Here is an 18,909-nt window from a genome sequence, read left to right on the forward strand (position 1 = left end):
TCTCCTACTTTGTGAATATTAAAATCGTTTCTTCAGATATAGACTTTACAACCTTTTCATTTTTTCCTGAAGAAAGTGTAAGAGGCGTCTTTTTGTATAGTATATTTCTATTAAATTTAGAAATTATTTTTAATCCTAGATTTTCTGCTATTTCTATCGTTATTTTATCTAACGGTTGCCGAATTGCATCTATACTCCTATTTCCTACCGTCATTATTAAGTACCCATCTTTAGATAAACAACTTTCTATAGATTTCAACACAACACAATAATCTTCAAAAAAATTAATTACTTTTTCTTTCTTATTCACAGATATTTTATTTAAATATTCACTAAGTGACTGTATATTATTTGTATTACAAATCGTTCTTCTTTTTCCTCCAATACTAATTTTATCTATTGTAGAATATTTATCCAATATACAGGGTTTACATGGCAAGTCCTTAGTATCAATCCATTTAAGATATAAAATTGAAGATTGACCATATGTAACTGTAGTAGAATTATCACCATACGGAGGAGAAGTACAAATAATTTCAAACTTCCCCTTTAGTTTATGTTGCATAACATCACAACAATCACCATAAATAATCTTTACTTTATTTTTTTCTTCATAATTTAAGAAACTAGCATTTTCTTTAACTTTACCAATAAAATAATCAATGCAATTATTTTGTATAAGATTTATTTTATCCTTAGGCAAAATATGTAGCTTAAAAGTACTTGTCCTATCGTTACTATATTTAAATATTGTTTCCGACAAACAAACCCAAAAAAATTTTCTAATACTTGCATCTTCCTCAGCAATTATACATTGCCTAATTTTACTTAGTGACTGAATTATATCTTTTCTAAACCATTTTTCTATATTATAAAAATAATGATTCTTAAAACTTATTTCTTGATTCAATTCAGTGTTTATTCTTTCAATTGCATATAACAGCTTATTACGATTATACAGATTTGTTTTTACATATGATAATAAAGTAGCATAAGGATTAATATCTATACCTATTGAATTAATCCCTAAATCTTGTGCAATTGCCAAAATAGTTCCTGAGCCACAAAAGGGATCTAACAACTTAATATTATTACCTTTAATTTGTTTTATAATTATATTTAATAACTCATATTGCATATCTGGAACCATTGTAGCTGGATACTTTCCTATACTATGTATTCCTGTTTTAATTTTCCCTTTAAAATCCCAATATCCTTCCGGATATTTATCTAATTCTCCAATAATATATTGCATCATAGCCCCCTACGTCCATCTACACCTATTAAAATAATAGTTGCATACCTGATTGTGGTTAATCATCAATATTTTCTATGATCAGAGTTAGTTAAATTCATAATTATTTCTCTACGAAAATCTCTTACTTGTATTTTTATAATATTATGACATATGAATTTATTCACAATCTAATATAAAAAAGCATTCTCTTTTAACTTTGGTATCTTCAAAAATTAGTATGTGCAGAAAATCTAATAAAACTCCAGACATTGTTTTATATAGATAATTTTATCTGTCCAAACAATTATCAGTGCTTCAAAAAAGCTAGGAAATTTATTAAATCATTCATCTATCTTTACTTATTTTTAACTCTACAGATTCTCCATAAATAGCTTTCCGATATATTAGCTAATCACAACCTTCTCCTTTTTATTTTAAATATATCCAAATCATAGACAATCTAACTTTATATATTTCCAATCCAATTTTATAATGCAACACATATAAAATATTAATTTATTCCCACTCAATTGTAGCAGGTGGTTTAGATGTAATGTCGTACACGATACGGTTGATATGTTGTACTTCGTTTACGATACGACGGGAGATTGTGTCCAATACGTCGTAAGGGATGCGTGCCCAGTCAGCAGTCATAAAGTCTGTTGTTGTTACGCCACGCAATGCCAATGTGTAGTCGTATGTACGGAAGTCACCCATAACGCCTACAGTACGTGTAGATGTTAATACTGCAAAGTATTGGTTGATGCTGCGATCAAGACCAGCTTTTGCAATTTCGTCACGGAAGATGTAGTCCGCATCACGCAAGATGTCGAGTTTATCTTTAGTAATTTCGCCCATTACACGGATAGCAAGACCAGGGCCTGGGAATGGTTGACGCCATACGAGGTAATCCGCCAAACCTAATTCAGAACCAAGTTCACGTACTTCGTCTTTAAAAAGATTGCGCAATGGTTCGATAAGACCTTTAAAGTCTACAACTGCAGGCAAGCCTCCAACGTTGTGGTGAGATTTAATAACTTCCGCTTCGCCAGTACCGGACTCAATAACGTCAGGGTAGATTGTACCTTGTGCTAAGAAGTCAACGGAACCGATCTTACGGCCTTCGTCTTCGAATACGCGGATGAATTCTTCACCGATAGCTTTACGTTTAGCTTCTGGATCTTCAAGACCAGCCAATTTATCTAAGAAACGTTTTTCTGCATCGACGCGGATAAAATGCATGCCGGAATCTTTGAAAGCTGCTTCAACTTCATCGCCTTCATTTTTACGCATTAAACCATGGTCAACAAAGATACAAGTCAATTGATCGCCTACGGCTTTAGAGATAAGTGCTGCCGCAACGGAGCTATCTACACCGCCAGACAATGCCAATAATACTTTGCCATCGCCTACAGTGTTACGGATGTTTTCAATAGCAGTTTTAGCATAGTTTGCCATTGTCCATGTGCCTGTGAAGCCACATACTTCGTACAAGAAGTTGTGAAGCATTTCTTTACCATGTTCAGTGTGTAACACTTCTGCATGGTATTGCATAGCATATAGTTTGCGTTCTTTATTTTGCATGGATGCCACAGGGCAATCCTTAGTATGTGCTACGATTTCAAAGCCTTCTGGAACTTTTGCTACATAGTCAACATGAGACATCCAAACAACTTGGTCTTCTTCCAAGCCTTTGAACAATGGAGATGTAGTGTCCACTTTAGCAGGTGTTTTACCAAATTCACGGTTGTCCGCAGATTTAACTTCGCCACCTAATGTATGCGCCATAAATTGCATACCATAGCACATGCCAAGAATAGGAATACCAAGTTCAAAAATCTCTTTCTCAATTTTTGGAGAGTTTTCTTCATACACGCTGTTAGGACCGCCTGTGAAGATGATACCTTGCGGTTTTAATTCCTTAATTTTATTCAGCGCTTTGTTGTATGGATATACTTCGCAGTATACGTGATTTTCACGAACACGGCGCGCGATCAATTGGTTATATTGACCACCAAAGTCAACAACAATTACAAATTCCTTGTTTTCCATGCCTTCCTCCATATGCATCTATTTGTGAAAGTATATTCACTATTTTTTATGCCCATACATTTCTGTACTGGGGCGCGTTTTTCCGAGCTAAACGCTAATTTTTCATTACATTTTATTATACCATAGGAAGTATAACGACTCCACATATTCCGTATGGAAATTATAAATAAGAATTCAATGTTCGGATTTCTAACTATCACGCTTTAAGAGCTCTCCGTATGTAAGTCAATTTGCTGACAATACTAAAAAATTTCTAGCTATCACTTTTTAGGAACCTCTCGCTTATACATTTTTACAGCCCCCACCGGACAGATGGAATAGCAGTCGCCACAACTGATACAGCCTTTCTCAATGATAAATCGAGTCTTACCTTCGGTGATGCATTGAACAGGACAATCCTCTGCACAAGCTCCGCACTTAACGCAAGTGTCGTCAATATTAAACTTTAGATTCCCCATTATACATCACCTCCTATGTACTGTTTATCTGTGCCAAACTTAACATTATCTACTCTTAAATAGTAGGATTCATATTTTAATACAACAATAGTTATTATATATTTAATTTATACAACAGCTAATATAATTACTTTTTCTTATTTAGCTCATTGTTATATGCAATAGCCGAGTAAATAGCTTTTGCCACGCCTTGGTGGTTATTGTCTGTTGTTTCGTATTGTGCCGCTTCTTTAATGTTCGGCTTACTATTGCCCATCGCTACGCCAGCGCCCGCAAAGCGTAACATAGATAGGTCGTTTTCGCTGTCCCCTAGTGTCATCACCTCATTGGGACTTAAGCCCCAGTGTTTTGCCAAGGCTTCTACGGCTGTACCCTTTGTAGTGTGAGGCAATACAAATTCTAGATTACCCTCACTAGAGAGCAATACATCATAAAAACGTTCACGGCCTGTGCCATCGTGAGACAGACCTTGGTATTCATCTCGTAAGTCTTGCAAGATGCGCTGACGCATCGGCTCGTCACCGTAGAAGATTTGAATCTTCTCAGGTCCTTCGTCTAAGGCTTCCATATGAGCTAACAAATCACATACCATAGTGCGCGTCGCTAAAATAAATGAACGAATATTAGGTCTAAAGAAGAAATTAGATTGCTCTACTTCACATTCGGACATCTTTACTTTTGCTGCTTCGTTGCCTTCCGCCAATGCATAGTGATTGTAAGTTGCTCCTGGCAGACGAGTGTCTGCTGTACTAGAAATATGATTTTTGGTATTAGGTAAATGGTTATCCATTATTCCATGAACCTTTTTATCACTTTCATTACGTTCACTAGCGCATGCCCCTAAACGTTCAGGTGTAATACATCTAGACGGAGGATACATGCCAAAGATTTGGTCTTTCACATAGGCCTCTACATAGACACCATAGGTTAATAGTTTACGCAACAAATGTAATGCTTGTTCTTTATCAAAACTTACGTGGAATAGACTGCGATTTTCGTCCTTATCCATTACATAAGCACCATTGGTGCACATAAAATAGCGCAAGCACGGCAATTTTTCGATAACATCATTCATCTCATTCCAAGCGCGGCCAGAAGCAATGGCTACCCGAATCCCACTTTCACGAGCTGCACGAATCGCCTCAATGGCATCCTCAGGAATTGCTTTCGCATCGTTTACCAAGGTACCATCTACATCGGATGCGATGAATCGAATGCGCTTATCTCCAACTATACCTATATAATTTTTTATCGTTAATGTTTCTTTTAAGGTCATAGTGTCTCCCTTATGGTATCTAACAAATCAATAAGCTCAAGCATTACCCTATGGATGCGTTAAATTCGGCTACAATTTCTTCTAAGACTGTTGGGTCCTCAACTAATCGCAATAAGGAACCCCCTATAATAGTAGCACCATCGATGATAGTTTGTTCAATGGTAGGCTCTAACATGGCACCAGCAAATTCTTTAGAATGACACACCTTTGGATCGCCGGCCAAGCGTAACTTAGGGTGGAATGCCGCACATTGATAGCTTACATTGCCAATATCTGAACTACCTCCAAGGGCTGCTGGACCGGGCTCAAAATTGAGGCCCATGTCGGCCATTACCTCTTCGATAAGCTTTGTGCCACGGTGGTTTTGATTCATATCATCATACGGATTGCCATAAAACTCTACATCCACAATTGTACCGGTACAAAGAGCCGCCCCTTCAAAGATGTTTTTAATCTGCTCAGATAAGCCATTTAAGTAATCCCGCTCCGTATGACGCACGGTAACCTCTAATTCACCGAAGGCAGGAATTACATTGGAGGCGGTACCTCCAGCAATGATCCACGTGCCGATGCGCGTTTCAGGGCGCACTTGTTGGCGTATCATATCCATAGCATGGATAGCGAGTTGCACACCATTCACCGCATTGACGCCATTCCAAGGCTCTCCGGCTGCATGGGCTGGTTTACCGTGATACTTAGCACGGAAACAATCGAGTGCCAAAAATTGTGAGTTAGGGCGTGTTTCCTCGCCGTCGAGATGAACCATGATGGCAAAATCGTATTCTTTAAACACCCCTGCATTGCACATATCTACCTTACACCCCATCGCTTCTTCGTCTGGTGTGCCGATAATATCGATGTCCATGTTGAAAGCTACGCCCTCTTCTTGCATTTTATGTAGTGTCAATGCAGCCAACACGCTCATAGAACCACTGGCGGAATGACCGCATGCATGGCCTACCTCTGGCAGTGCATCATATTCACAAAGTATGGCTAAGCGACCTTTTGAATTATCTACTTTCACAACAGAGGCCTTGAAGGCAGTCGGTAAATCACAAAATTCATAGGTTACGTCCATGCCATGTTTTTCGAGAACAGCACCAATGGTTTTGACGGACTCGAATTCTTGACTAGAAATCTCAGGGTTTTTAGCTAATGTATAATTCACCGCAAAAGCATCTGGAGCGAAGCTTTTACAAAGATCGGAAAATGTATGCATAAGGTTCATAGCTCCTCCAATAGATATAATCAAAAATGTGTGCAAATCGATGAATTTAAACAATGTTAAATGAAATCCATTTTTAAATATGAAACTCATGTACTCTTAATTATACAATGTTATTGCCTATTGGTGTAAAATTCCGTACAATATAAACAGAAATGTATAAACCATGTATATGGATGTTTGAGGAGGATACTATGTTTAAGTTCAAAAAATTGACAGCCATCGCCCTCGTAGCGGTAGCAGCAATGGGTTTATTGGCTGGTTGTGGCAACGACAAACCTAAAATGACACAACAAGAAGGCGTATTGCGTGTAGGTTCTGAAACTACATTCCCACCGTTCGAATTCACTGAAGGCGACAAATATGTTGGTTTCGACGTTGATTTGTCCGAAGCAATTTCTAAAAAAATCGGCCTAAAAATGGAATTCAAATCCATGGGCTTCGACGCTTTGATTCCAGCTGTTCAATCTGGCGATATCGACATGATTGCTGCAGGTATCAACGCAACTCCTGAACGCGAAAAAGTATTGGACTTCTCCGACGTGTACTTCGATCAAGGCGGTTTCATTACAGTTGTTCGTAAAGACAACACAACAATCCACAACATGGACGAGTTAGCAGGCAAAACGGTAGGTGTTCAAATCGGCACAATCCCTGTTGAAATGGCTCAAAAAATTCCTAACACAACAGTAAAACAAATTGATTCCAACGCTAATATCTTTATGGAATTGAAAGCTGGTACAATCGATGGCGCTATCATCGATAACGCAGTGGCTATGTACTACCTAAAACAAGGTGCTGATCAAGATCTTAAACTCGTAGGCGAACCTACTAAATCCCCAGGCACAGTTCTTGGCGTGAAAAAAGGCAACAAAGCTTTACAAGAAGCTGTTAATAAAGCTCTTAAAGAACTTAAAGAAGACGGTACTTACCAAAAAATCTACGACAAATGGTTTGGTAATTACAACCAAAAATAATATCTATCCTTATGCTTTAGGGTAAATACAATCCCCTCTGAAAGATTTCAGACATCACATAAAATTTGTGACAACAGATCTTCTTCAGAGGGGATTTTTGTGCTTAAATACAACACATACTAAAGCTTCCATATTAAATTGTATTACATACGGGCATATTAGAAATAAGCTAGTATATTGTGAGAACAGTTAAACAATATCAATATACTATCAATAGAAGACATACAGTTATACTAGCATTGCCTCTTTTACGGTACCTAGCGTTCGTTATATAATAAATATGTATTCTATAGTATAAAAGGAGGCCTAATGGTACAGTACTTTACGGAACGCCTGCAAAAGGTCTTCCACATGATTTTTACATCCTATAATCAAAAAATGGCTCAAGAAGGCTTACGTCAATTGGAGCTCATCGTCAATAATCAGCAAAATCCTAGTCAGCTAAAAGATAGAGCCTTACGAAACGACAAGACAAGCCGTCTTGAAAGTGATATAGACACTAAAGAGGATGCTCTCAAGATAGCCAATGATCCAGAGGCGCGAGAGCTAGGTGACGCCTATGCCCTCTTGGCACGCGTCTATGCAGGCCCTCGTTTTACCTGGGAAGAGTTTAACTTCCCAGAGGATAATATGCGCACCTATCAATGCTTACACGATAGCATTCGTCGCTGTAGCCCTATCGGTACATTACAAGCTTTGCGCATCAAAGGTTCCATCACCCCTACCGTGGAAAAGGATATGCAAATTTCCTTCGACGATGCCTTTCGCATTGTCTATGATTACGCAAACCAAGGCGATGCCTATTGCCAATATGTTATAGGCAATGTCTTTTTCTGGCGTGATGACAATCGCATCAGCTCCGCTGAGACTATGCTAACACCTCCGCCTATGAGTTGGACTAAACGCATTCAAAGAAGCCTTACAGCAAACTCTGTGCAGGATCGTATTGCCGCCTTACAAGGCACTGTGCCAGACGAAACATTGCAAGAAAATGCATCTAATCTGGCTAAGGAATGGTTTAATAAGGCTCTCGACAACGGTCTTGCCATGTTCCAAGGAAACTTGCGCAATATCTATATCGACGAAGCTGACTTTTCCAATGCGCGCCGCGTCGCCAAGACTGCGGCCGAACTTGGCAACCCTGCCATGATGCTATATACAGGCCTCGACTGCCACGAAAGCGGTAAATTCGAGGAGGCTTTCACGTGGTTCACTAAAGGTGCCGCCTTAGGTCAATCTGAAAGCATCGCAGAATTAGCGGATTATTACTATCATTTCTATGATGCCAAAAATTTACGTTGTACTATCCCCTATAATCCGGTAAAAGCCATAGGTCTCTACCGCCGTGCGGCAACGAAAGAGTTTAGTGATGCGGGCTACACCGCCTTACAGGCGGCCTTTGGCTATATCTTTCACATAGGCCACCTGCCTCTCGACTGGGGACTCATTGCAGATTTAACACATATGGCGGCTACAAAAGATCGCTTCATATTCGCCTTGCCCTATATCGGATACATGCGAATCCACGGTTTAGGGGTGACGAAAAACATACGCTTTGGTGTGCAATCATTACTACGTGTCTTAGACGAGGAACAACGAGCCTTTGAAGAGGAGAATCGCGTTCTTTTCTACGATATTACGCGCGCTTTAACACGTGTTGCCTTGGGCTATGCCTACGAAAAAGGCTATGTAACAGGCAAGCCAGATTTAACTCAAGCCGTATCCTATTACGAGCAATCCCATCAATATATCTTGTCTCATAAAGCCAATTTGGATCCGGAGCTAAAAGATATTCCTATCGATGACGAAGCAGAAGAACGCTTAGCAGCCTTTGAAGAGGTCGATGGTCATTGGCAATACAAAGAAGGTATTACCGAATCCACTACTACGGTGCGCCCTGCACCTACCACCTGGCCTCAAAATGCGGCCCGCTTATCTGTAACTATGGACGACTTTCTCTGGGATACGACACTGTACGACTGGCAAACCATTGAAACGGCCTTAGAGTCACAGGAAGAAATGAAGCTCAGCTTTTACAATCATTTCCTATCCGTTCCAGATATATTGCGTAATATCTTTAAGATCGATGTAAAACGGATGCTACGAAATCATTATCAAATAAGGCTACATGGTTATGATCCATCAGAAGGACACGAAATTATCTACAAGTCCATTTACGACAAAGAGAATACCATAAGCCTATTGAAAGAGCTTTACGATAATCATCAATTGCCTAGCCTCGAAGGTAATTGGACTATTGAAAAGAACGAAGAAAAGACAACCTGGCATTACGTGCTCGATGTGGATCAACAGCCGTTTTTGCTAGAGGAATACGATGATGCAAACGCTATGATTCAAGCTGCATTACAAGGATTAAAAGAGAAAAAGTACGAACAAATTAATATTCGCACCCATGACTTTGTAGGCCCATCCTATTTCATTTTTAAAGGCAATCAGTCGGCCCCATTTAGGGTGCAGCTCTATCTAAAAGAGTCCGCCCGTCATACCATCGATGACGATGGAAACCAACAAGACATGCCTGGTAAGACCTACTTATTTGAACAATATGTGGGAAACGAAGTGTCCTTAAACTATTGGATTCAAAAAACGATAAATACCTTGGAAATCCCTGAACTAGATAATTGGAAACAGTTAACAGTGCCAAAGGATTTACAAACATAAAAAAGACCATCCCCAGTGAACTGTACCCCAAAAATTGGACACAATTTTTGGAAGCGAAGTTCAACAGGATGGTCTTTTTTTATTATAATGTTTTTACAACGTCGGCACAGCGTGCACAAAGTGTAGGATGTGCACTATCTTGGCCGACTGTATCGCGATGAATCCAGCAGCGTTCGCATTTTTCGAGACCAGAGGCAACAACAACTGTTGCAACGCCTGTTTCTTCGTCTTTTACAGCCTCTGCCGGTGCAGCGCCGTTTACGATGTGCGCTTCGGATACGATAACAAGTTTAGCCAAGCCTTCTTCACCAAGGGCATTCAATGCATCGAATGCAGCACCTTCAGCATATACTGTAACGGATGCATCCAATGGATGACCGATTGTTTTATCTTGACGAGCAAGTTCCAATGCTTTTTGTACGGATGTACGCAAGTCTAACAATTGGTTCCATTTGTCAGCCAATTCTTGGTTGAAGTGTTCTGGATGACCTTGTGGCCAATCTTGAAGCATAACGGATTCACGCATGCCCTCTTCTTTTGGCATGTATTTCCAAACTTCTTCCGCTGTGAAAGAAAGTACTGGAGATACCATGGCTACCAATGTTTTCAAGATTTCATACATCGCTGTTTGAGCAGAACGACGAGCTACATTATCTTTGCTTTCAGCATACATAGTATCTTTCATTACATCAAGGTAGATGGAACTCAAGTCTACTGTACAGAAGTTATGAATTGCATGGTACAACATGTGGAATTCATAGTTTTCGTACGCATCAGTAACCTTTTGACGTACTTCTTCTAAGCGCAATAATGCCCATTTATCGAATTCGGACATGTCTGCGTAAGCCACTTTATCGGTGTTCGGATTGAAGTCATCCAAGTTACCGAGCAAGAAGCGGAATGTATTACGGATCTTACGATATACTTCGGATAATTGTTTTACGATGTCTTTGGACAAACGTACGTCTGCTTGGTAATCCGCGGAAGATACCCACAAACGCATAACGTCAGCGCCGTATACGTCGATAATGTCGCTAGGTGCTACTGTATTACCTACAGATTTAGACATTTTGCGACCTTCGCCGTCCACAACGAAGCCGTGAGTCAATACGGAGTTGTATGGTGCTTTACCAGTTGTTGCTACTGCAGTTAACAAGGAAGAGTTAAACCAACCACGATGTTGGTCAGAACCTTCAAGGTACATAGCACATGGCACATCTAAGCCGTTAACTTCAAGTACGCCAGACCAAGAGGAACCAGAGTCAAACCATACGTCCATGATATCTGTTTCTTTTTTGAACTCATCATGACCGCAATGAGGACATTTGAAACCTTCTGGTAACAATTCTTTTGCACTGTGAGCCCACCAAGCATCAGAGCCTTCTACGGCTACTTTTTCTTGTAAAGCTTTGATAGTATCATCGTTGATGATGTGCTCGCCACAGCTTTCACAATAGTAAATAGGAATTGGCACGCCCCAAATACGTTGACGAGAAATTACCCAGTCACCGCGGTCGCGCACCATGTTGAAGATGCGGTCATGGCCCCATTTAGGAATCCATTGCACTTGATTGTCGATTGCATCAAGAGCTTGTTGACGGTACCCATCTACAGAGGAGAACCATTGTTCTGTAGCACGGTAGATGACAGGATTTTTACAACGCCAGCAGTGAGCGTATTGGTGACGCAAGCTGGATTTATGAAGCAATGCATTGTTGTGCGCCAAGATTTTGATTACAGGCACTTCTGCATCGTGGATTTCTACGCCAGCCAATGGGAATTCAGTATCGCCATAACGGTTGTCGTCTACTTGTTTAGTGTAGTTACCAGTTTCATTTACAAGGGATACGATAGGAAGTTCAGTTTTTCCTTCCTTGTTATAACGCATAACGATGTTAAAGTCGTCTTCACCGTGTGCAGGAGCTGTATGTACGCAACCAGTACCTGCTTCAAGTGTTACATGGTCGCCACACAACACAGTGGATGTACGTTCTACAAATGGATGTTTAAATTCAGCCAATTCTAAGTCTGCCCCAGAGAAACGGTTTACGATTTCGTAGTCTTCGATACCAATATCTTTCATAGCTGCGTCAACAAGTTCAGTAGCCATCAAGTAGTATTCGTCGCCAGCTTTCACCCAGCCATATTCAAGCTCAGGATTAACGGAAATAGCTACGTTGGCAGGCATTGTCCAAGGAGTAGTTGTCCAAATAACAGAGTATGCTTGTTTTGGATCTACGCCAGCTGGCAATGTAACCTTTTTCTCGGATACGTAAGGGAATTTTACGTAGATGGAGAAAGATTTTTTCTCAGCATATTCGATTTCTGCCTCTGCTAATGCAGTTTCGCAGTGCGTACACCAGTATACAGTTTTAAGACCTTTATAGATGTGACCGCGTTTTGCCATTTCGCCGAAGATGCCAAGTTGTTTAACTTCGAACTCAGGACGCAATGTCAAATACGGACGGTCCCATTCGCCTAATACACCAAAACGAATGAAGTCTTGTTTTTGTGCTTCTACGCACTCCAATGCATATTCCTTACATTTATTGCGCAAGTCCAATGGAGCCATTTCATGACGGTTAAGACCAGTGTTCTTAATAACCGCATGCTCGATTGGCAAGCCGTGTGTATCCCAACCTGGGATGTAGCGAGTATAGTGACCTGTCATAGTCTTGTATTTCATGATGATGTCCTTCAACGTTTTGTTGAGGGCATGACCGATATGCAATTTACCATTTGCGTATGGAGGACCATCATGCAAAATGAAAGGTTTTGCGTCTTTACGCAATTCCAAACGTTTTTGATAAATCTTGTTATCTTCCCAGAATTGTAAGATTTCTGGTTCGCGCTTAGGCAAATTGCCGCGCATTGGGAATTCTGTTTCAGGCAAATGTAACGTCTTACCGTAATCCATGCTGTTGCTCCTTTTACATAAAAAAATCGCCCGCCCCCGAAGGGACGGACGTCATATCCGTGGTACCACCCTACTGACTCTCGTTACTTGTGAAAGCTAGCGCCACCGCATTTCTGCGATTGTCACACCATGCTAGCACATGATTGTAACACATAAGACGCAACTCATCTCTCATATTGTGAAAGCCACTTAAACATATAACGGTGTTCACCGGCAGGGTTCCTGCTTGCTCCAAAGTGATCCGCAAATCTCTAGATTTCCAAACCTTTCAGCCCATGAGTTTGGTCTCTACTAAATCCGTCTGAGACATGCCGTCTTTTTCAACGCAATATTCATATAATAGATAATTATAGGACTCAAACGGGGAAATTGTCAAATACTTCATTTCTAAATTTAACAGAACCTACATCCCCTATTAAGCAAAAGAAAAAGCCTACTTACGTAGGCTTTATTGTATATACAATTATTAGATGGCACTCATGAGAATTAATTCAAGAATAATAATTGCAATGCACACGTACATGAATTTACGATCCATGTCGTCAGTTGGAGTTTCTTTAAGACCAGTGCGAGCAGCTTCTTCAGCAGTAATTACTTCATAGCTCATTGGAGATCCATATTGGTTATCACCTTCATCACCCTTTTGAGCGAGTAGATAAATAACATAGATAATACCAAATGGAATCAAGCTAATCAAAAGCATCCAACCACTTTTACCAATGTCATGTAAACGACGTGCAGCAAGACCAATGGAAGGCAATAGAATTGCAAGATTATATACTATGGAAATAAGACCTACAACACTTGCTAGCGCAGTATCCATTACAAGAGCACTCAATACATTGAAGATACCAGCAATAACAATTGTGATACCATAGAAACGCCAATATTCACTGCGGCTTGCACGACCTTTGAAATTAGCATAATTACCCATAATCGTATGTTTAAAATTATCTACATACGAAAGATTTTTGATAGACAAATCAGTCATAATCTTCTCTCCTCTAGAAATAACAAATAAATTCTTCTTGAAAATATTATATCATTACTGTTGACGATTTTGAAAATGAATGTCTATATGTTTTGGGAATAACTTATGCTTTATATTTCATTATAGGATACATCATAAACTACATCGCACTGGTCATAAGTAGTTTATCTACCAAGAACCAGAGTACAAAGATAGCGCAGAATAGTCCTGCAGTTAGTCCCATAGATGGCGTAGTATCAATAAGACCTAATTCACGGGCCATTTGTTTTGTTACAACTACTTGACCGTTAGGGGGACCAAAGCGATTTGGTTGGCTTTCACCAGGCAGAGCCATAAGGATCAACAGGATAATGGTCCCTATTACAGGGATGAATCCAATAAATACGAGTCCCCCTGAGCGGCCTTGATCGTGTAGACGTCGCACTGAAACAGCCACGCCAGGAATAACCATAATCACGGACAAAAGGACAAGGATGACCAAACCAAAACCTACGCCTACTACGCTAGATAGTGGGCTAATATAGCTCAAAAAAGCACAAGTAAATAGAATGGCCACAAACAACAATTGATAGACTAACAAGAAATGCCAATATTCACTACGACTTGCACGACCATCAAAATCAGCATATTTATAAACCAAACATTGTTTAAAATTTTCAATCAAGCCTAGATTGTATTTATCTAACGAGATTTGTGGTCTACTAACATGCCCACACTCTGGGCAGTAACAATCTGTTTTCAACACTGCATGTCCACAATAGGGACAAGATTTCATAATAAACTCCTTCTAGCTACAAACAGAAATCAGCAAAGATTACGATGTCCTGCTGTACTTAACACATATAACAACTAAGATATTCTTTATTTATTAATATCTAAGTTTTTAAATTCATCTGAAATTCATTTTACTATAAAGTGTTATATTGTCTATAAAGGAGATGTTAAACTTTTATAAAATAAAATAATGAGATTGTTAATAAATACAGGTGATTATTACATGTATCCATTCCCATTAATTCCATACCATAATATCTCTCTAATGATATCGGCAATAATAATAGATTGGATAATAAAGATGGCAATCCCCATCGCCCAATCTTGACGACGGGATGAAGTTTCTTCTAGTCCTGTAGCCTTGCTAACCTCAGGAGTAATAGGTGTATAGCCGGTTCTTTCACCATAGGAATTCTCTCTTTCATCGCCACGACGCAATTCGTAAACGAGGAATATAAAGAAGCCTATAACAGGAATAAATGAGATTAGCTGCGTCCAACCACTCCGGCCAATATCATGCATACGCCGCGCTGTGATAGCTATATTGGGAATTATAAAGAAAAGAGATACCCCTACAGCAACATTATCAATAAGTTTTTCATAATTAGGAAAGCCCAAGGTACTACAAAGTAAAGCTAAAATCCCAAGTAATCCTTGTATCAGTGTAACACCTGCCACGAATCGCCAATATTCACTACGGCTAACACGGCCGTTAAAATTAGCATAATTTCTAATGCCTAATTTGAAGGCATCAGTATAGTTCAAATCATATATATTTATGGTTGACATAACCTAATCCTCCTCCGCGGCTTCAATAGCAACAATGCCCCAGCCTTTGCCTTCATTATGCAAACGAACTAATAGAGGCTCTAGATTATCTTCAAAGGTAACGGTAAAGCCCATATAGTTTACAACAATATCATCATCTTGGTCTTGAGAAACATAGTTAAGCTGTATCGCTTTCACCTTAGGAACCTCGTCCTTAGTCATGGCTTGCTCCCATAGTTCAAAGGTACCATATCGCTCCATAGCACGAGCGCTCAAATAACGATATGCACCACGATAATCCTTTTTATTGAGGGCTTCATAATAATTACTTACCACAGTACGCCCCTCTGTTGTAGCCGTTTCACTTTGTAAAAGACGATTTGCTTGTTTCGTTAACGAACTAGGTTCCAAATTGGCATAAGCAGTCTCTTCTACCATAAAATTATGATTAATCATTGTACTACCTGCACTAGTGGCTAGGCATCCTAATACCAATATGGCCACAATAAAGAGGCCCGATACGGAACGTTTTTCCTCTAATTCATTAGATACAGGCGATGTGCGCTTACAGAATAGATACAATAATGCAAACCAGCCTAAAAAAGGAACCAATAGCAAAATCATCAACATTGGATCATTATTAGAGTCTCGCAACCGTCTTGCCATTAGCATAATCTTCGGCAAGCATAACAGGATGGACAATACAAATAATACGCCGCCACCGATAGAGACAGCATAAAGAAATCCGTACGGTATGTAGGTTGCAAGACCTGTAATACATATAATTAAGCCATATACAAAGGATATAGCACTTATGGTGAGCCAAAAATCGGCTGTATTGGTACGTCCTTTACTGTTTGCATAGTTTTCCACTAGCTCACGATAGAGGATTTCGTATACTCTCTGTTTCATAAAACTCCTACCATAATCTTAGATAATAAACATATATAGATATACCTATTATACTATGATTTATCAACTTAGTTGATTCATTTTTTGTTCATGAAATATGCCTATACTACAGATATATTTCTTACAACTAAAATTCGTGCAATCAATTATACAGGAGATAATTATGAAAGCTAAATTAATGAAAGCAATAGCCTTAGCCAGCTTAGGCGCCTTCTTAACAGTTGGTATTGGTGCCAATGTAGCCCAAGCTAAAGATTACCACTTCAAAATCGGTGAAAATCATCGCATGGTAAAAAATGATGATGGCACAGTAGATAGCAGCGCTCATCCATGGTACAAAGTAAAAGAGAAAAAGCACAGAAAACATAGAATATCTAAACATGAAAAGCATGATAAAAATGCAACAGCAAAACGCAGTGAACAACATCAACGTTCTGAATCCTCTAATGACTAAGCCTTGCGCCTGTGCCAAAACCACCAAAAGAGAAAAAAATAAAAAAGTGAATGCTCATCATAACCAACATGCACCTGAACAACATTAAATACCAAATGAACTGCACCCCAAAAATTGTATTCAATTTCTGGGGTGCAGTTTTTCTATGTCAAAATATTCTAAAAATCTAATTCACTTACTAAAGCCGGTATTTAGATGAAGTCATTTATTATACACCAGCCTTTAGCACAGCTTGTTTCATGGATTGTACGTAATCAAACAACGCTTGGTCCGCATGTTCACCGTGTTCTGCCACGATTTTAACGATAGCAGAGCCTACGATGGCTCCATCGGATACGCGCGCCATAGCTTCTGCTTGTTCTGGCTTAGAAATACCGAAACCAACAGCTACAGGAATATCCGTATATTTGCGAATCGTTTCAACAATGGATTTAATATCCGTCTTGATTTCACTGCGCATGCCTGTAACGCCAAGGGAAGATACACAGTATACAAAGCCTTCTGCGTCTTTGGCGATCATTTCGATGCGGTTTTCAGATGTTGGCGCAATTAAGGATACCACTTCAACACCATGCTTATGAGCCACACTAGCGAGCTCGCCTTTTTCTTCAAATGGCATATCTGGCACGATAACACCAGAGATTCCCACCTCTTCACAGAGGGTAAAGAATTTTTCACGACCGAATACGTAAATAGGATTCAAATAAGTCATGAATACGAGCGGTATAGTCACCGCATCATCACCAGTACGTAAACGACGCACCATATCAAAGATATTATTGATTTTTACACCTGTAGAAAGCGCACGCGTGCTTGCTTCTTGAATAACTGGGCCTTCCGCTGTTGGGTCAGAGAAAGGAATACCAATTTCTACCATGTCCGCACCGGCTTTCACCATAATACGAATATAACGTTCTGTATTCTCAATACCGTGGTCACCAGCACTAATGAATGGGATGAATGCCTTGCCCTTTATGAAAGCGTCTTTAATTTTACTCATGAAGATCCACCCCTCTGTATTTCGCCATAGCCGCCACGTCTTTGTCGCCACGACCGGATAAACAAATAATAATAATGTCGTCCTTGCTCATAGTAGGAGCAATTTTACGTGCATGTGCCACCGCATGAGCACTTTCAATGGCTGGAATAATACCTTCCAAACGAGATAAATATTCAAAGGCATCGACTGCTTCGTCATCTGTAACAGGCACGTATTCAGCACGACCGCTATCATGCAAGTACGCATGTTCAGGGCCGATACCAGGGTAATCGAGGCCTGCAGAGATAGAGTATACTGGAGCGATTTGTCCATCTTCGTCTTGGCAGAAGTACGATTTCATGCCGTGGAAAATACCAACGGAACCCTTTGCGATTGTCGCCGCATGTTCTTCTGTATCGATGCCACGACCTGCCGCTTCACAACCGATGAGACGAACACCTTCGTCTGGAATGAAGTGATAGAACATGCCCATCGCATTAGAGCCGCCACCTACACAAGCCATAACAGCTGTTGGTAATTTTCCTTCTGCTTCGAGGATTTGCTCACGCGCTTCACGGCTGATAATGGATTGGAAATCGCGTACGATCATAGGAAATGGATGTGCACCCATGACGGATCCCAATACATAGTGCGTATCGGACATGCGGTTTGTCCATTCGCGCAATGCTTCGGAAACCGCATCTTTCAATGTACTAGTCCCCGTTGTTACAGGATGCACCTTAGCACCTAGCAATTCCATACGGTAAACGTTAAGTGCTTGACGTTCACAGTCCTCTGCACCCATGTATACTTCGCATTCCATACCCATCAACGCAGCGATAGTAGCCGTTGCCACGCCATGTTGACCTGCGCCGGTTTCAGCAATAACGCGAGTTTTACCCATTCGTTTTGCCAATAACATTTGACCGATTACATTATTCAACTTGTGAGAGCCAGTATGGTTTAAATCCTCACGTTTTAAATAGATTTTGGCACCCCCAAGGTCCTTTGTCATGCGATCTGCATAGTATAAAAGGGATGGACGACCTGTATATTTTTTATGTAAATCCTCAAGTTCATGTACGAAATCAGGATCATCTTTGTACTTGTTGTACGCCTCTTCTAATTCGATGACTGCATTCATCAATGTTTCTGGCATAAATTGGCCACCAAAGGAGCCAAAATAGCCATGTCTTTGTTCACTCAT

At 40.0% G+C, this 18,909-nt stretch carries 15 protein-coding genes; 3 read left to right on the forward strand and 12 right to left on the reverse strand.

Annotation, left to right across the window (positions count from 1 at the left end):
* Positions 1 to 4: 4 nt before the first annotated feature.
* From KH286_RS04065 to KH286_RS04085, 5 genes are all read right to left on the reverse strand, one after another.
* Positions 5 to 1,258, reverse strand: coding sequence for a DNA methyltransferase (locus KH286_RS04065; RefSeq protein ID WP_278617646.1), 1,254 nt, complete (start codon positions 1,256 to 1,258; stop codon positions 5 to 7).
* A 495-nt stretch (positions 1,259 to 1,753) separates the two neighbouring features.
* Positions 1,754 to 3,289 (reverse strand): glutamine-hydrolyzing GMP synthase, encoded by a 1,536-nt coding sequence (gene guaA / locus KH286_RS04070; protein ID WP_278617647.1) that lies wholly within the window; start codon positions 3,287 to 3,289, stop codon positions 1,754 to 1,756.
* Positions 3,290 to 3,549: 260 nt separating this feature from the next.
* The gene (locus KH286_RS04075; protein WP_278617648.1) at positions 3,550 to 3,747 is read right to left on the reverse strand and encodes a 4Fe-4S binding protein; all 198 of its coding nucleotides are present in this window, start codon (positions 3,745 to 3,747) and stop codon (positions 3,550 to 3,552) included.
* A gap of 127 nt (positions 3,748 to 3,874) precedes the next feature.
* A complete protein-coding gene (locus tag KH286_RS04080) occupies positions 3,875 to 5,023 on the reverse strand; it encodes an HAD hydrolase family protein (RefSeq protein ID WP_278617649.1) in 1,149 nt (382 codons plus the stop codon).
* A gap of 43 nt (positions 5,024 to 5,066) precedes the next feature.
* Complete coding sequence (locus tag KH286_RS04085; protein WP_278617650.1) at positions 5,067 to 6,251, reverse strand: amidohydrolase; 1,185 nt, start codon at positions 6,249 to 6,251, stop codon at positions 5,067 to 5,069.
* A 191-nt stretch (positions 6,252 to 6,442) separates the two neighbouring features.
* Between KH286_RS04085 and KH286_RS04090 the strand changes: the two genes are divergently transcribed.
* Complete coding sequence (locus KH286_RS04090) at positions 6,443 to 7,225, forward strand: basic amino acid ABC transporter substrate-binding protein (protein ID WP_278617651.1); 783 nt, start codon at positions 6,443 to 6,445, stop codon at positions 7,223 to 7,225.
* Between the two features lie 309 nt (positions 7,226 to 7,534).
* On the forward strand, positions 7,535 to 9,907 hold the full coding sequence (locus KH286_RS04095) for a tetratricopeptide repeat protein (RefSeq protein WP_278617652.1): 2,373 nt from the start codon (positions 7,535 to 7,537) through the stop codon (positions 9,905 to 9,907).
* An 82-nt stretch (positions 9,908 to 9,989) separates the two neighbouring features.
* Here the strand turns inward: KH286_RS04095 and ileS are convergent, their stop codons facing one another.
* The 5 genes from ileS to KH286_RS04120 form a co-directional block, all read right to left on the reverse strand.
* A complete protein-coding gene (ileS, locus tag KH286_RS04100) occupies positions 9,990 to 12,824 on the reverse strand; it encodes an isoleucine--tRNA ligase (protein ID WP_278617653.1) in 2,835 nt (944 codons plus the stop codon).
* A gap of 466 nt (positions 12,825 to 13,290) precedes the next feature.
* The gene (locus tag KH286_RS04105) at positions 13,291 to 13,815 is read right to left on the reverse strand and encodes a DUF805 domain-containing protein (RefSeq protein WP_024061335.1); all 525 of its coding nucleotides are present in this window, start codon (positions 13,813 to 13,815) and stop codon (positions 13,291 to 13,293) included.
* A 139-nt stretch (positions 13,816 to 13,954) separates the two neighbouring features.
* The gene (locus KH286_RS04110) at positions 13,955 to 14,590 is read right to left on the reverse strand and encodes a DUF805 domain-containing protein (protein WP_004697807.1); all 636 of its coding nucleotides are present in this window, start codon (positions 14,588 to 14,590) and stop codon (positions 13,955 to 13,957) included.
* 218 nt (positions 14,591 to 14,808) lie between these two features.
* Positions 14,809 to 15,378 (reverse strand): DUF805 domain-containing protein, encoded by a 570-nt coding sequence (locus KH286_RS04115; protein ID WP_278617654.1) that lies wholly within the window; start codon positions 15,376 to 15,378, stop codon positions 14,809 to 14,811.
* A 3-nt stretch (positions 15,379 to 15,381) separates the two neighbouring features.
* Positions 15,382 to 16,269, reverse strand: coding sequence for a DUF805 domain-containing protein (locus KH286_RS04120; RefSeq protein ID WP_004697893.1), 888 nt, complete (start codon positions 16,267 to 16,269; stop codon positions 15,382 to 15,384).
* A 163-nt stretch (positions 16,270 to 16,432) separates the two neighbouring features.
* On the opposite strand from KH286_RS04120, the gene KH286_RS04125 reads away from it, so the two are divergent.
* A complete protein-coding gene (locus KH286_RS04125; RefSeq protein WP_278617655.1) occupies positions 16,433 to 16,723 on the forward strand; it encodes a hypothetical protein in 291 nt (96 codons plus the stop codon).
* Between the two features lie 208 nt (positions 16,724 to 16,931).
* On the opposite strand, the gene trpA is transcribed toward KH286_RS04125, so the two are convergent.
* A complete protein-coding gene (trpA, locus tag KH286_RS04130) occupies positions 16,932 to 17,723 on the reverse strand; it encodes a tryptophan synthase subunit alpha (RefSeq protein ID WP_278617656.1) in 792 nt (263 codons plus the stop codon).
* Positions 17,716 to 18,909 (reverse strand): tryptophan synthase subunit beta, encoded by a 1,194-nt coding sequence (gene trpB / locus KH286_RS04135; protein ID WP_118091088.1) that lies wholly within the window; start codon positions 18,907 to 18,909, stop codon positions 17,716 to 17,718. The genes trpA and trpB overlap by 8 nt, the downstream gene beginning before the upstream one ends.

The sequence above is a fragment of the Veillonella parvula genome (genome assembly GCF_018378075.1).
GTDB lineage: Bacteria > Bacillota > Negativicutes > Veillonellales > Veillonellaceae > Veillonella > Veillonella parvula_K.

What these genes read in the sequence shown, in the direction of transcription:
- KH286_RS04115 (WP_278617654.1), bottom strand. Translation starts at nt 15,378, where the DNA reads ATGTCAACCATAAATATATATGATTTGAACTATACTGATGCCTTCAAA.
- KH286_RS04120 (WP_004697893.1), bottom strand. Translation starts at nt 16,269, where the DNA reads ATGAAACAGAGAGTATACGAAATCCTCTATCGTGAGCTAGTGGAAAAC.
- trpA (WP_278617656.1), bottom strand. Translation starts at nt 17,723, where the DNA reads ATGAGTAAAATTAAAGACGCTTTCATAAAGGGCAAGGCATTCATCCCA.
- KH286_RS04075 (WP_278617648.1), bottom strand. Translation starts at nt 3,747, where the DNA reads ATGGGGAATCTAAAGTTTAATATTGACGACACTTGCGTTAAGTGCGGA.
- trpB (WP_118091088.1), bottom strand. Translation starts at nt 18,909, where the DNA reads ATGAGTGAACAAAGACATGGCTATTTTGGCTCCTTTGGTGGCCAATTT.
- KH286_RS04085 (WP_278617650.1), bottom strand. Translation starts at nt 6,251, where the DNA reads ATGAACCTTATGCATACATTTTCCGATCTTTGTAAAAGCTTCGCTCCA.
- KH286_RS04090 (WP_278617651.1), top strand. Translation starts at nt 6,443, where the DNA reads ATGTTTAAGTTCAAAAAATTGACAGCCATCGCCCTCGTAGCGGTAGCA.
- KH286_RS04065 (WP_278617646.1), bottom strand. Translation starts at nt 1,258, where the DNA reads ATGATGCAATATATTATTGGAGAATTAGATAAATATCCGGAAGGATAT.
- KH286_RS04095 (WP_278617652.1), top strand. Translation starts at nt 7,535, where the DNA reads ATGGTACAGTACTTTACGGAACGCCTGCAAAAGGTCTTCCACATGATT.
- KH286_RS04125 (WP_278617655.1), top strand. Translation starts at nt 16,433, where the DNA reads ATGAAAGCTAAATTAATGAAAGCAATAGCCTTAGCCAGCTTAGGCGCC.
- KH286_RS04110 (WP_004697807.1), bottom strand. Translation starts at nt 14,590, where the DNA reads ATGAAATCTTGTCCCTATTGTGGACATGCAGTGTTGAAAACAGATTGT.
- KH286_RS04080 (WP_278617649.1), bottom strand. Translation starts at nt 5,023, where the DNA reads ATGACCTTAAAAGAAACATTAACGATAAAAAATTATATAGGTATAGTT.
- ileS (WP_278617653.1), bottom strand. Translation starts at nt 12,824, where the DNA reads ATGGATTACGGTAAGACGTTACATTTGCCTGAAACAGAATTCCCAATG.
- KH286_RS04105 (WP_024061335.1), bottom strand. Translation starts at nt 13,815, where the DNA reads ATGACTGATTTGTCTATCAAAAATCTTTCGTATGTAGATAATTTTAAA.
- guaA (WP_278617647.1), bottom strand. Translation starts at nt 3,289, where the DNA reads ATGGAAAACAAGGAATTTGTAATTGTTGTTGACTTTGGTGGTCAATAT.